Here is a 13,589-nt window from a genome sequence, read left to right as displayed (position 1 = left end):
AATATGTCATGTGAGATTTGAGTCAGGAGCGCTATAAAAGCGCCATGATTAATTGTTTTTGGGAGGATTATATGAATACGCCCATGCGGCTTGCCGGTGTGCTTGCCGTCTCTGCTTCGCTTATTGCTATCGCCTCATCCGCTAGCGCAGGCTCTTTTGCCCTGCGTGAGCAGAGCACGCGCGGTCTTGGTGCATCCTTCGCTGGTGTTGGCGCAGGTTCTGGTGGTCTGTCGTCCATTTTCTGGAACCCGGCAACCATCACCATGAACCCCGGCCTGACGTTCGAAAGCGGCCTCACGCTGGTAGCGCCTCAGTCAAAGATCAAGCCTGACGCACGCACCCTCGGGACCGTCCGTGCAGTTGGCGGCGTTCCTGTTGGATCCGGCAATATCAGCCAGGCAGGCGTATTGCCTTATAGCTCCTCGGCTCTTCAGCTGAATGATAGCCTCTGGCTCGGTCTATCGACCAACACGCCATACGGTTTCGTAACGAAGCCAAACCAGAACTGGGCTGGCCAGGTTTACGGTCGTACGTCGAAGGTTATGTCCTTCAACGCTAACCCGATGGTTGGTTACAAAGTCAACGAGTGGCTGTCGCTCGGTGCCGGCATGCAGATCCAGTATCTTGATGTGACACTGCGTCAGGCATCAGGCGTTGCTTTCGGTGCAACCAATGTGAACCTTGAAGGCGAGAATACGGGCGTCGGTTACACCCTCGGTGCAACGATTACTCCGCTCGCTGGCACGGTAATTGGTCTTGGCTACCGTTCAAGCATCCATCATGAACTTGATGGCACACTGGCTCCTCGCCCAGGCATCTCAATCCCTGTGCGCGCAAAGGTCAACCTGCCAGAAGTGTTGACCTTGGGCATCACGCAGAAGATCAACGACAAGTGGAAAGTGCTCGGTGGTCTGGAATGGACCAACTGGAGCCGTTTGGGCCGTATTGCTGTGACCAACCAGATCACCGGTCTGCCAGCAACCGCCTTGAAGTTTGACTACAAGGACGGCTGGTACGCAAGCCTTGGTGCGGAATACGCAGCAACGGAAGAGCTTACCCTGCGCGCAGGTCTGGGTCTCGAGTGGTCGCCAATTTCCGACAGCGTGCGTAACGTGCGTATTCCTGATGCAAACCGCCTCTGGACGTCGCTTGGCGCATCCTATCGTTGGGATGACAAGCTCACGTTTGATGTGTCCTATGCGCATCTTTTCGTGAAGTCGGCACCGATCCGTATCGTACCCGGCCATCCTGACTACGTTGGCCTGCCCTTCGTGGCAAGCCTGAAGCCATCGGCTGATATCGTTTCAGTCGGCATGCGTTACGCATGGGATGATCCGAAGAAGCCAGTCGCTATCTTCCAGTAAACTTAAAAAACCCGGCGGCTTGAAAACAGGCCGCCGGGCTATTCATTTATGGACCTGCAGGAGAAGGCACGGATCAATCGGCGCCCCCTGCGTTTTGGGGAGAACGCCATGAAGCCGATCTGGTTTGACCATTATCCAACGAATACGTCGAAAACGATCGATCCGGACCGCTTTTCCTCAATTCCGGCGATGTTTGCGGACGCAGTAGCGCGTCACCGTGATCATCCGGCACTCATGAGCTTCGACGTCAAGATGACGTTCGGCGAGCTTGACCGCCTCTCTATTGATTTCGCAAGCTATCTGCAAAACGTCCTCAAGTTGCGCGCAGGCACGCGCGTGGCCATGATGATACCCAATCTACTGCAATATCCGGTTGCACTTCTGGGTATTTTGCGTGCAGGACTTGTCGTAACAAACGTCAATCCGCTCTACACTGCACGCGAACTGAAATCCCAACTGATTGATAGCGGCGCAGAAGCCATTGTGATCAGTAGTCTGGCCGCAGCAACACTGGAAGAGGTGGTTGCACAAACCGCTGTTAAAACCGTCATTATTACTGATGTTCCCGATCTGCTACCCATCCCCAAGCGCTGGCTTATCAATCTCGTACTAAAACTGCGCAAGGCCGTGCCACCCTATAGCCTGCCAAATGCTCTCTCCTTCCGTAAAGTATTATCGGAAGGTGCAAAGCATAAATTCACACCCGTTCATATCATGGGTGAAGATCTGGCATTTTTGCAATACACTGGCGGCACCACAGGGCGCGCAAAAGGTGCGATGCTAACCCATCGCAATCTGATTGCGAATGTAGAGCAGGTTCGTGCTCTTGCACATCTACACGATGGCGGCAGCGTTATTGTCCCACTTCCGCTCTACCATATCTTTGCACTGAACATGATCTTTCTGTTCATGTCATATGGTATGATGTCAGTGCTTATTGCTAATCCGCGAGATATCAAGGGCTTCATCAAGAGTATCGCGAAGCTTAAGTTCAAGGCGATCATGGGCATTAATACGCTCTATAACGCCATGCTTAATCACCCTGATTTCAGCAAAATTGATTTTAGCGAACTAAGGCACACTATCTCAGGTGGCGCGGCCATGCAGGAGCCGGTAGCGACCCGCTGGCAAGACCGCACGGGTGTCGCCATCATAGAAGGCTATGGACTAACTGAGACCTCTCCAGTTGTCACTTTTAGCCCGCTCATTGGCAACCATCATTTTGATGGTACCGTTGGTTTCCCTGTACCATCGGTTGAGATAAGCCTGCGTGATGATGCTGGCCAGGAAGTCACGGCGGGCTCTGAAGGTGAGTTGTGGGTGCGCGGACCGAATGTCATGCGCGGTTACTGGAATGCCCCGGAAGAAACCGACAAGGCCATGACACCTGATGGTTGGCTAAAAACAGGTGACATTGCCCGCCTCACCAACGAGGGACGGGTCATGCTGGTAGACCGTAAAAAGGATATGATCCTCGTATCCGGCTTTAATGTATATCCGACTGAAATCGAGGAAGTAATCGCCTCATACGCTGGTGTCTCAGAAGTTGCGGTTGTGGGCATTCCGAGTGAAACGACTGGCGAGGCAGTACGGGCTTTTGTGGTCCGCAATGATCCAAACGTAACAGAAGATGACATCATCCGGTATTGCAGGCAGTTTCTGACAGCCTACAAAACACCACGTTCCATCATCTTCCGTGATACGTTGCCAAAGACGCCTATTGGCAAAATCCTGCGTCGCGAACTACGCGAGAATGCATAAACACCTCAGTGCGCTTCTTCCCGGCGACCTAGCAGCCAGAGTAGCGCGCTGACCCCATAAGATCCGGCCAGGATCGCGACAAAAACCCATTGCATCGGCCCTGGAGTGCTGGCAGCCGTTGCAATCGCGGATAATACCCCTGTCGTGACAGCTGCAGCCTCCTTGGTGAGCAATGCAGGCATAGCCACAGAACCCGCAACAGGCGCAGACGCCACAAACGCACCAGACACCCAAAGACCAGCTTCTGCTGCCCGGCGATTGACCAATCCCTGCAATTGCTTACCACCCGCGCTTACCCAACGCGCCAGCTGTGAGGGAACAGCATTATAATCACCGCTATTGAGCTTCTTGACCAGCGTTGATTGAACAAACGCTGTCTCCCCTATATTGAAAGCAAACGATACCAGCGCTCCAAACTGATTATCAGTCAGCGGCACCGTAATCGCTTTCTCTACGGCTTGTTCAAAACGTATGAGGTCACGCTGCAAGAGTGCATCAGCCTGCATTTGTGTGATGCTCTGCCCAGCTTTCACATCAGCGCCTGTATGGCCATAACCAATCGTCAGAACGCCGCCTGCATCGCGATATGCAGTTAATCGCAGGCCTTCCCATTGCTTAATACGGGCAATGACATGAGCTGTTACTTTACGTACCATGGTAGTCTCCCATCAGCTGGCATTCTCTGAGCGGTGCCAGACAGAGTGCCCATAAAAAAACCCGCTCAAAGCGGGCAGATAGGCTGAATTAACGAGAACAATATTTAGGTCATAGCTATCTGCGGCCATAAGGGTCTAACAGCTCGCGCATCAGCTTCATTCTGCGCTGCATCTATTTCTGCTTTTGCAGAAAGCCTCACTCCTTCAATGGCAGCTCCTGCGACAATCCATTGTTCATGCAATGTCAGCACCACGGCACCCACCTCACGAATTGTTGGAGCGGTAATTCCAACCTCCGTCACTAATAGTGGATAATCACCAGCGTTGATGGGGGCGTCCTCATCAAGCATAGATATCTTAATAGCTTCTGCAGCTTTCGCCTGGTAGATCATTGCCTGTCCGGCACCAAGGGTGATGTATTTTCCACGCTGGGCTTCTGCCTCAACATCAATGCGCTCTTTCAAGGTTATTTTTAGCGCAGCAAGCTGAACTTCTGGCTCTTGATATGGCTCTATTACGCCACCCCACGCTTCAATGGCAACGCGATGGCGGTTTTCCATATCATCGGGAATGCTCATCTCATCACCATCCACTGTAGCAATGATGAAACCGCTTTCAGTATATTTTGCTGACGTGACTTGCATTCTTATAGCTCCGCATCTGCTGTCCAAATGAAAGAATTCCGCTGCTCACCAGTCCCCCCCGACCGTACGTTAATATGGCGCGAAGACGCTGCAACGAGCTCGGCGCTTCCTAACTCGGCAGTAACCGTAACAGTTGGCGTTATTCGCTTCGGAACAAGAAATGGCCAAGACATATGTTGCTGAATCGCCCCCGCGTTCCCAGGCTGCGTCCAGGTAATACTGCCCCCTGAGATTTCATAATACCGCTCACATAGCGCCATCTCTTGCTGATTGTGGCGCGGCTCCAGTGCATCATAGTCGTCCCTTGCATCGCCTGGCACCAGAGAAACATGAGAGATATCAATTGTTCCGGATTGCGCGGGCAAATTGTCAGTTATTGCTGATTCCAGGCCACCGCCAGAAGCCCAGATAACCGCGTTCAGACAACTGCTGGCGCCAATCGTCTTCCCAGCAATGCCCGGAATATCAAAAACGAAAGATACTTTTTGCCAGTTCGTTCCAAGTGATGTTTTCTGCCCGTTTACATGCACCGCTGCGGATCCACCAGATCCGAACACCTGGGAAAGATTGGCAGCAATGGATAATCCAGTCGTGGCAGCTCGGGCCCAGAAAGTTAAAGTAGCTTGCTGACCAGAGAGGCTCACAACATCTTCAATTCTATGTTCAAGCCGTACGTAACGATCTGATCCTGTTCCTGTCGTAAACACCAGTCTAGCGTAAAATAGATCTTGTAATATTTGCTTCGGCCATCCGGTTCCATTCATTACCTGCTGAGAGAGCGTACAAGTAACGCCAGATCCAGCAGTATTCAGATACCATCTATCGGCAGATTTATATCCAACAACACTCTGTGTTGCTCCCCGCCGCCACAACCAGAAATGACCATTGATGATCTTATTACGGAGATTTGCCATAGGGGTTGCCGCAATAGATGCATTTACGAATGCTGTCGTTGCGACTTGCGCCGTATCCGTTCCAACAAGTGCGGTGGGCGCTGTTGGTGTCCCGGTTAGCGCAGGTGATGCCAAAGGCGCCTTATCGTCTAATGCTGTGCTCAGACCAGTAACGTCTGCAATAACATGGGAGTGTTCTGAAGGTGTAAAACTGGAAGGCTTGTCAGCTACATCTGCCCAGCTCACACTCCCGGGAGAAACAGCAGCTACCGCTGCCGTCACAAATGCCGTGGTGGCAAGCTGCGTTGTATTGGTCCCTATTGTAGCCGTTGGCGCAGTTGGAGCGCCTGAAAATGCTGGCGAAGTAAGCGCAGCCTTTTCATCCAGCGCTGCCTGCAAATCGGTTACATCAGCGATAGCATGCCCGTGGAGCTCTGGTGGGAAGCTGGCTGGAATATCCGTAATGCCATCCCAGGAAACAGCCTCAGCAAGTTTGGCGACATCAACCTTGCCATCGTTATTTGTATCATAAACGGCCCGCATCATATCGCCGCCGGAGCCTAGTGGCTGGTTATGCCAAACCTCACCGTCGAACACGATGATATGGCCAGTCTCAAGATTGGCGATCGAGACTGCATGCCCGCCAATTTCATCATTACCTCCGGGACCTTGAGGGCCAGGGATGAGCACTTCTACCACCGTTGCATATGGTTGCATTTCGACATCAGACATCGCTAGAAACTCCTCCTTCGGTGGCAAATCCCATACCAATAATGAAACCTTCCAATAATGTGCGCCTCTCACCACCTAGGATATCCCTAACCATCCGATAGGTGGCGATACGGCCATCAGGAATTGCAAGTGTATCCTGAGATTGCGGGGACCACGTCACTGTGCCCACAAGGGCATCAACAACAAGGCCACCATCGCTGGACTGGCGCAGCAACCGACCTCCCGGCCAATCAATGGTCAGCGTGAGATCACTTCCTGTCAGGTCAAGAAATACCGTTTCACCGCTCTCCGAGAGTGTGCGAAAGCGCATGATAATGGCGGTGCTATCACCTCGGCATATGGTAAGATCGTGGCGTGCCACGCGCTCTGAAACGCAGGTCATGAGTGAAGCTCCCGTCTTCAATACCAGGTATAGAAAACCTTGTCGGCGGCGGCGTCATAGATACAATCGAATGTGTTCATCTGCCCGGACGCCAGACGTAAAGTCGGCGCTGTTCCAGAAAGTGGCTCAAATGCTGAATTGAGCGTCAACGTGATTGCGGCGCTATTGGTGATGCGCAGCAAGAACCGCATCCCATCAACGAGATTGGTGGGCTTGGCCACCGCACGTGTGCCGCTCGATGCCACTCGAAATTTGTCGCCAGATGCAGCGTTAATAACGATCGTAGATGCATCGGTTACATCCACCCATGGAAGCGGGGCTATCCCCTGCGCAAATGTGGTCCTGCCAGTTGCGCCATCCACTCGCATAGCTTCATGCCAGGTCGCGCCGTCCGATGACACCTTAATCTGAAAGTCATCATCGCCTATCAGCCCAACCTCAACCCGTCCGGAGAAATTGCGATGAAACAACAGCGAGAGCACGTTAGCCAGCGCCTCTTTATTGAAGCTATAACGTAGATCGCCGGAGCCACCTTCACTTACTGTTTTGGTTGTCCAGAGCACGTTTTCGGTCTTGGCCGAGAATGGATTAAGCGCATCCGCTTCCATACCCAAACCGAACAGCGTGACATCCTGCAGCGGCCCACCGCCACCGCTACCACCGCCGCTGACTGCCGCCCACCCGCCAGAGACCCTGACATAAAGTGTGCCCTCATCACGTACAAATGAAAGCCAGCCGATTTGCGGCTCATAGAAGTGCCATGCACCGTCCTGCCAAGCAGCGATGTGCCCGCTCTCACCATCCCATGCACCAGACGCACCAGCCGCAACGATATAGCGGTCTCCCTCAAGGGGACTAGACGGCGGCACGCTCAAATCACGGTCGAGCACTTCAAGATGCACAAGCGCATCGAGCTTCAGCAGTGCTTCATTATGGGTGACATGTTTCTGCGCCTGCGCCGCTGCCAGAAATGGCAGCCGCAGCTTGGTCGTCTCACTCATGATGTTGATCCTTATACTGCATCAAACCAGAAAACTGGCACCCCTATTAGGAAATTATGATGCATAAACAGATAGATAACCGATAGCCTAACGCACCTTCAGTGTTGCAACAGCCTCAAATCCACGCCCAGCCGTCGCGCTAATCTGGCTCACAGAAACATGAAGCGATGTTTGGGCTGCGCCGAAATCGGCAATTTCAAGTGCGTTCTCATAAATCACGAATGGCTCTGTGGAGCTGAGTGTGCGTTTCACGCCTGCACCATCAAAAATATCGATCTCATAGGCTTCACGCTCTTCCGATAATGGTACTTCCGAGAGTTCCCAATTATCTCCCCCAATCCGCGTGCGACGGATAAAAGAAATACGGATACCACTTCCTTCGCGGCGCGCCCGCAGATGTACAGGCATCAGCGGCTTCAGCGTTTCTGTAGTTGCAGCCGCAGTCACTTCCACCACCATCGGCCCTGCGTGATCGCTAGCGATTGGCCCCACACGGTAGCGCCATGGACGCCCGATATCGCTCACCTCCGTTGTCAGCGGCACCAGTGCACTATCGAGCACCACAACCTTTGCGCCGATTGGCACGCTACGCGCGGCCTCGGGTTCCGATCCGCCAAGCCCACGCAGCAAGCGCGATAAACGCACAACACCATCGCCAACGAGCTCCGCATGCGCTGCACACAACACCTCCCAGCGGCCATCTGCTCCCTGCACCGCAATTGCGTTGCCAGCAGCAAATGTCGCCGCATCGGAAATGCTGCTCAAAAGCCCGCCGCGCAAACGCACATCGACACTGTTACCAACATCCCAACGCCAGACTGGCCCCGGTCCCAGAACGGTGATTGTTTCACCCACAATCGAGCGCAGATCAGCAATGGTATGCAGATCGTAGCTTGCCCCATCAGCTGAGCGCCATATACCCTCAGCGCTGGGCCACGGATCAGCAAATACCGCCATCACCTGCAGCGGCTGCGGATCAGAAACACTGATCGGTAGATCCAGCACCGTAACCGCTGGCGGTCCTGGCACTTGTGGAATGCTCGGCAGCGGACGCGGCAAATCTGGCACCGCATCACGCTCAAGTGAAGGCGCCACAGCATGCACCTCCACCTGCCGCGCAACTCCATCCGATATCCGCGACACCCGGAAAGGACGCATCTCCTCCCCAACCGGCAGTGCAATGATATCGCCAGGCTCAAGCCCTGCATGGCGTGGTGAGAGTGTGAAACTTGCTGTCTCCCGCCCCACCCAGATTGCTTGAAGGCCAATATCAGCTAAATGCTGCGCAAGCCCCGGCCGCATGACGGCCGCCAGATCACGCCCCTCCGAACGCTTGCTCCCCACGGCCAGACGCCTGGAAAGCGCCGCCGAGCGACGATAATCCCGATAGCTGTCCGTAAAGCCCAAACGGATTTCCGATGGCAGATCGGTTTCCTGCGCACGCCGCAGCGTGATACCTGCGCCATCGCGATCCGGCACAATCTCATTTGCCGTCACAGCGAGCACAGCAGGTCCTGCATTTCCCCGAAAGCGCACGACGCCCGCACTTGCAACAGCATGGAAGCCAAAACTGCCAGCCAGCGGTTCCAGCACCTGCCGTGCTGACAATGGGCGATCCACCACATACCCATCAAGCTCCCCATCAAGCTTGATATCAGCAGCCTCCAGCCCCCAATCGGCAACGATAGCAGCAACCAGCGCCTCCAGCGTCAGCCCTTCAAGGCGGCCTGTTAGCCAATGGCCCGTTTCCCAATTGTCACCATCGCGCCAGATGCTGGTGAGGCTCGGAAATGCCGGATAAGGCCGTGCATCCCAGGTCCAGACATAAAGCCGGCTTGCATCAACCATCGGCTGCCCATCGAAAGGCGATAGCGGATTAGCTGCCGTATGCCCCGATCCATACGCATTGATCAGCGCGCGCAATCCCCGGTTTTGAATAAGATCATCGCGCATCCCCCGCGAGAATGGCGGATAAGCCGATTCAGAAGATTTCGGATCAGGAAAAACATTCGGCCCATTGGTGCCTCGATCAACTGCTGGAATGCCGATTTCCGTCAGCCAGATATGCTTGCTATACGCCACCCAGGGGGTTGCACCAATCTCCAGGCCATCCATGCGCTCGATATGCGGATTGCTCCACCATCCGGCTAAATCTTTCTGGCGGTGAATCCATGGCTTGCCATAATCATTATCGATGATAGGCATACGCACCTGAGCAGCCCGCGCTGCATCATCCGCATAATACCAATCGAATGCCTCTCCCGATGTTACCCCTCGTGTGAGATAATCAAGGTCATAAACTGAAGCTACATCCGACGCATCAAGATGAGTTGTGCCATCGCGCCAGTCTGAAAGCGGCGCATAAAAATCAATGCCAATGACATTAATATTAGGATCAGCCCATAATGGATCGAGCGGAAAGCGCACTTCCTGCCCACCATTGAGCACATGCGCACCATACTCCGTCCAATCGGCAGCATAAGTGAGATAAGTATCTCCACCAACAATCCCGCGCACCTCAGCGGCCAAGGCTCTGAACTCTTCAACCGCCGGATAAACGCCAGAGCTTGAACGCACCCGCGTCAGCCCGATCATCTCGGACCCAAGCACGATGGCATCCACCCCACCAGCCTGCACCGCCAGACCAGCATAATGGCGCACAAGCCGTCGCAATCCCCAGCCATCAGCGGCTCCGAACAGGCTTGCAACCTGTACAGTCGCCGCAGACGTTCCATCCACTGTTCCCGGGCGTCCCGGCGCAGGATCACAGGTAACGCGCCCTCGCCATGGATAAGGCGGTTGCCCAACGGCTCCCGTACGCGGATCGATCAGGGTATTGCCGGCAGGCACATCCATCATCACGAATGGATAAAGCGTTACCTGCCATCCACGCGCCTTGGCTTCCTGAATAATAGCCAGCACTGAAGCATCAGAAGGCGTACCGCCATAAGCCGGATTGCCATCGATACGGCTTACCTCTTCCACCTGATGTCGCAACAGCCCGGCAACAGACCACGTGCCGCCGAATGTATGTTTATTATTATACTCCACGCGCGGTTTGATCGTGCATTGACCGGCACGTAAATCATTCCCAAACCAGCTTGTTACAATCGCCACCCGTTGCAGGTTAGGGCATACAGCAGCCAGCGCATCAAATGATGCCAGCATATCTGTGCCGCGTTGGCCCTGATGCTGATTTTCCGGTGCCGAAACCCCAGGCCCCAGCATCCGCATCACGGTTGCCGTTTCATAGGCAAACTCAGACGCGCCAGGAATAACCTCAACAGCCCGGATGCGCTCGCCCAACCCATTTGCTGGGCGTATTACCTCAAACGTGAACTGCGGCACCCGATTGCCGAACTCCGCCAGCGGCAGGTGTTCAAACACAACATATGCCAATCCACGATAAGCTGGCGCATGTTGCATGCCTTCCTTTGCGATGATCAGATGGTCCGGCAACTGATCTTCAGTACCTTTATAAACCCGATAATCGATCTCAGGCTTCAGTTCCTTGCCGTCAGCCCAGATCCTTCGCACTTGCGCAATAGGCCCCTCGCACAGGCCAATAGCGAGGTTGGCGTAATAGCTGTAGGTCGTGGTAATGGTTTTCGGCCCCTTGACCACACCACCCTTACCGCCACGCTTCGCACGCGACATCTCATGCTCCACGACCTCTTCAAATCGCGTAGCCCAAATCAGCTGTCCACCAATACGCGCGCGTCCATATACGCGCGGCACAGGTGCACCTTCTGTTGAGCTCAAGCCATCCATATCCGTCAGGCGCGGCCCCTCGCGATATTGCGTGCCACCGCCTCCGCCAAACAGCTGGCTATCGATGACAGCACCAGCCAGCCCACCAATTGCCCGCCCGGCAATGGCACCGATCGGCCCGCCGACGAGTCCGCCCACCGCAGCCCCTGCTACCTGAAGCACCAAAGTCGCCATGGACGTATTCCTTCTTATTGATCAAGAATATTTGGAAATGAAAAAGCGTAAGCAAGATGTCGCCGCCACCAGCCAGAAAGCGCCACCTCACACACCGATGCCCCATCGTGGGCATGCACCATCCGCACGTCATCAGCGTCAGCGTGTGTTACGATAGCGAGATGCTTGGCAGGCACATGCGCACGCCAGCGAAACAACAGCACATCCCCCGGCCCAATCTCATCAAGCAGGATTGGCACGAGATGGCGGGTCGCAGCATCGCGCAAGGTCTCCATGCCCCCCGCCTCAGCCCAATCGGCCCTGTATGGTGGCGGCACTTCCGGCGCAACATCATACAGCGCGAGCCAAACCCCGCGCACGAGCCCAAGGCAATCGCACCCCACACCCTTGATTGAGGCCTGGTGCAGATAAGGTGTGCCGATCCACCCGCGCGCTTCCCTGCAGATTAGTTCGCGCGTAATCATCGGAACATGCTCCCGCCATCAAGCCCTGGCTCGCCTTGCAGGGGATAGCGAATGATGAAGTCGTTGCCCGGCATGTGCGGAAAGCCGCGAAAATTCACAACGTTAGAGAACTTCGCCCGGCACGTCGCCACGCTCTTGTCGCAACCAGCCGTAACAACAAACTGATCACCCACAGCGATCTCTTTCACAGCGGGCACCCACAGCTGCAGCGTTGCACCGCCATGCGATTTCACCTCAACAGTCGTCCCGGCATTAGCGCCTGTCACAAACGTGAGCGCACCTCCAGTAAACCACCCGTTGGCATAACCACCCAGTACAGCGGCTGAAAACCCGAGCCGCCCATCGGTCGCCTCTACCACACCATCAGCGCGTAGCGCCGGCGTATTGAGCACCACCTTGCACCGCTGATCACCCAGATCAGCCGTACAATCCGCGCGATAAATCCGGCCACGTTCCTCGTCATAGCGATGCATCAGCCCGCGCAACTCAGCGGTGAATGCATGTTCGCTACGCTTGATCTCACCAATCGATGACAAATCAAGCAGCACACGTTCTTCAACATTGCTCCAATTTACGAGCCACGTCTCAATACTGGCATCATCATATTTGCCACGCGTCAGATCGTCCTCGGAAATACTGGCAGAGGCAAGTACACCCGCAACATCGCCACCGCTGACAGCAAAGCCCAGCTCGCTCGAAGCCTCAGCCGCCTCAAGCCCGGAGCGCGCAAGAAACGTCACATTTGCAAATGTCAGATCGCGATCGTGATCGGTATAGCCTGCAACCACACCATCGCGGCGCAGCACCTTCCAGCATCGGCAGAGCGTGGTAACCCCCTCTCCCAGATGCGAGCTGAAGCCTTCAGATAAAGCGCGCATGGCAGCCTCTCCTCAATCAATGATTTCGATGAGTGGAATTGTCGGAATGACGCCGGCGGAAAAAGCCGCAAGATCAACATCGAGCGCATCAGTATCGAAGCGCACAGGCACATCGAAAGCAAAGCCCGCCGTCACTACCGCCCCCGGCAATGGCGCAGTCGCAAGCGTTACCAGGCCAGTGCTGTCATCAACGCTGAAGGCCTCCGCAGCAACTTCAGTATCTGTCACACCAACCTTCACAGAACCCGCGACCGGTTTGGCGATACGCCGCATATATGGCGCGAAGCCCGCGCCATATCGCTTCACAAGCTGAAACGTTTGCGTCTCACCATCGCCGATACCAATCTGCTGATCGCCAAAGGTTGGCTCTTGCAACGGCGCTCCCGAGCGGCAATCCAGTCGATCATGCCAGCGAAAGCCATGAAGTCGTCCGCGCCGCTCCTCGAAAAAGGCAAGCACGGCATGCAGCGCATCGAGCGTCTTGATGCCATAGCCCGCATCATACCGGCGGCGTGATTGCCCCCAGCGGGCATTTCTGTGCTCAGCCCCGGAGCCGAGCGTCACGATATCGGTACGCCATTCTGGCCCCCCGCGACTGCCCCGCGCAACATCGAGCGGGAAGCGCACTTCATGGAAACTGGCCGGCATGGCTCACCTCATTGCGTATCAGCTTGTAAAATCGTCGGGAAAAGCGCCCATGAGCGCAAGAAGATCAGTCTGTGTCAGCGGCTGACGCGGCACGCCGTAAACGCCTGCAGATGCAGCCGCCAATTCGCGTGGCGTCATGCACCAGAATGCCCGTGAAGACAGCCGCAGAACGCCAAAACCGAGCTGCATCGCCTCCTCCCAGGGGAAGGGACGCGGCCCGG

At 55.1% G+C, this 13,589-nt stretch carries 12 protein-coding genes; 2 read left to right on the top strand and 10 right to left on the bottom strand.

From position 1 onward, the window contains the following. Positions 1-71 precede the first annotated feature (71 nt). Positions 72-1,364, top strand: coding sequence for an OmpP1/FadL family transporter (locus tag VRZ32_RS00850; protein WP_414523551.1), 1,293 nt, complete (start codon positions 72-74; stop codon positions 1,362-1,364). 108 nt (positions 1,365-1,472) lie between these two features. Continuing rightward, positions 1,473-3,125: an AMP-binding protein gene (locus VRZ32_RS00845; RefSeq protein ID WP_414523550.1), complete on the top strand. Its 1,653-nt coding sequence runs from the start codon at positions 1,473-1,475 to the stop codon at positions 3,123-3,125. Between the two features lie 5 nt (positions 3,126-3,130). On the opposite strand, the gene VRZ32_RS00840 is transcribed toward VRZ32_RS00845, so the two are convergent. The 10 genes from VRZ32_RS00840 to VRZ32_RS00795 all read right to left on the bottom strand — a co-directional run bounded on the left by VRZ32_RS00840 (position 3,131) and on the right by VRZ32_RS00795 (position 13,557). Continuing rightward, entirely contained in the window at positions 3,131-3,781 is a 651-nt protein-coding gene (locus tag VRZ32_RS00840; RefSeq protein ID WP_414523549.1) for a lysozyme, read from the bottom strand. Between the two features lie 104 nt (positions 3,782-3,885). Further along, complete coding sequence (locus tag VRZ32_RS00835) at positions 3,886-4,425, bottom strand: hypothetical protein (RefSeq protein WP_414523548.1); 540 nt, start codon at positions 4,423-4,425, stop codon at positions 3,886-3,888. 2 nt (positions 4,426-4,427) lie between these two features. Next, positions 4,428-6,050: a hypothetical protein gene (locus tag VRZ32_RS00830; RefSeq protein ID WP_414523547.1), complete on the bottom strand. Its 1,623-nt coding sequence runs from the start codon at positions 6,048-6,050 to the stop codon at positions 4,428-4,430. After that, positions 6,043-6,432 carry a hypothetical protein gene (locus tag VRZ32_RS00825; protein ID WP_414523546.1) on the bottom strand — a complete coding sequence of 130 codons (390 nt, stop codon included), beginning with the start codon at positions 6,430-6,432 and terminating at the stop codon, positions 6,043-6,045. Before VRZ32_RS00825 ends, VRZ32_RS00830 begins: the two co-directional genes overlap by 8 nt. A gap of 17 nt (positions 6,433-6,449) precedes the next feature. Then, a complete protein-coding gene (locus VRZ32_RS00820) occupies positions 6,450-7,433 on the bottom strand; it encodes a DUF2793 domain-containing protein (protein ID WP_414523545.1) in 984 nt (327 codons plus the stop codon). Positions 7,434-7,520: 87 nt separating this feature from the next. After that, positions 7,521-11,378: a baseplate multidomain protein megatron gene (locus tag VRZ32_RS00815; protein WP_414523544.1), complete on the bottom strand. Its 3,858-nt coding sequence runs from the start codon at positions 11,376-11,378 to the stop codon at positions 7,521-7,523. Positions 11,379-11,392: 14 nt separating this feature from the next. Beyond that, positions 11,393-11,842 (bottom strand): peptidase P60, encoded by a 450-nt coding sequence (locus tag VRZ32_RS00810; protein WP_414523543.1) that lies wholly within the window; start codon positions 11,840-11,842, stop codon positions 11,393-11,395. Then, complete coding sequence (locus VRZ32_RS00805) at positions 11,839-12,720, bottom strand: DUF2163 domain-containing protein (RefSeq protein ID WP_414523542.1); 882 nt, start codon at positions 12,718-12,720, stop codon at positions 11,839-11,841. The genes VRZ32_RS00810 and VRZ32_RS00805 overlap by 4 nt, the downstream gene beginning before the upstream one ends. A 12-nt stretch (positions 12,721-12,732) precedes the next feature. Beyond that, positions 12,733-13,368: a TIGR02217 family protein gene (locus tag VRZ32_RS00800; protein WP_414523541.1), complete on the bottom strand. Its 636-nt coding sequence runs from the start codon at positions 13,366-13,368 to the stop codon at positions 12,733-12,735. Between the two features lie 18 nt (positions 13,369-13,386). Continuing rightward, positions 13,387-13,557: a phage tail assembly chaperone gene (locus VRZ32_RS00795; RefSeq protein ID WP_414523540.1), complete on the bottom strand. Its 171-nt coding sequence runs from the start codon at positions 13,555-13,557 to the stop codon at positions 13,387-13,389. Between the last annotated feature and the right edge of the window lie 32 nt (positions 13,558-13,589).

The sequence above is a fragment of the Pseudochelatococcus sp. G4_1912 genome (assembly GCF_047501465.1).
Lineage (GTDB): Bacteria > Pseudomonadota > Alphaproteobacteria > Rhizobiales > Beijerinckiaceae > Pseudochelatococcus.
The sequence above is the reverse complement of the archived record's forward strand: the minus strand, read 5'-3'. Positions and strand labels throughout refer to the sequence as shown.

What these genes read in the sequence shown, in the direction of transcription:
- VRZ32_RS00850 (WP_414523551.1), top strand. Translation starts at nt 72, where the DNA reads ATGAATACGCCCATGCGGCTTGCCGGTGTGCTTGCCGTCTCTGCTTCG.
- VRZ32_RS00845 (WP_414523550.1), top strand. Translation starts at nt 1,473, where the DNA reads ATGAAGCCGATCTGGTTTGACCATTATCCAACGAATACGTCGAAAACG.
- VRZ32_RS00840 (WP_414523549.1), bottom strand. Translation starts at nt 3,781, where the DNA reads ATGGTACGTAAAGTAACAGCTCATGTCATTGCCCGTATTAAGCAATGG.
- VRZ32_RS00835 (WP_414523548.1), bottom strand. Translation starts at nt 4,425, where the DNA reads ATGCAAGTCACGTCAGCAAAATATACTGAAAGCGGTTTCATCATTGCT.
- VRZ32_RS00830 (WP_414523547.1), bottom strand. Translation starts at nt 6,050, where the DNA reads ATGTCTGATGTCGAAATGCAACCATATGCAACGGTGGTAGAAGTGCTC.
- VRZ32_RS00825 (WP_414523546.1), bottom strand. Translation starts at nt 6,432, where the DNA reads ATGACCTGCGTTTCAGAGCGCGTGGCACGCCACGATCTTACCATATGC.
- VRZ32_RS00820 (WP_414523545.1), bottom strand. Translation starts at nt 7,433, where the DNA reads ATGAGTGAGACGACCAAGCTGCGGCTGCCATTTCTGGCAGCGGCGCAG.
- VRZ32_RS00815 (WP_414523544.1), bottom strand. Translation starts at nt 11,378, where the DNA reads ATGGCGACTTTGGTGCTTCAGGTAGCAGGGGCTGCGGTGGGCGGACTC.
- VRZ32_RS00810 (WP_414523543.1), bottom strand. Translation starts at nt 11,842, where the DNA reads ATGATTACGCGCGAACTAATCTGCAGGGAAGCGCGCGGGTGGATCGGC.
- VRZ32_RS00805 (WP_414523542.1), bottom strand. Translation starts at nt 12,720, where the DNA reads ATGCGCGCTTTATCTGAAGGCTTCAGCTCGCATCTGGGAGAGGGGGTT.
- VRZ32_RS00800 (WP_414523541.1), bottom strand. Translation starts at nt 13,368, where the DNA reads ATGCCGGCCAGTTTCCATGAAGTGCGCTTCCCGCTCGATGTTGCGCGG.
- VRZ32_RS00795 (WP_414523540.1), bottom strand. Translation starts at nt 13,557, where the DNA reads ATGCAGCTCGGTTTTGGCGTTCTGCGGCTGTCTTCACGGGCATTCTGG.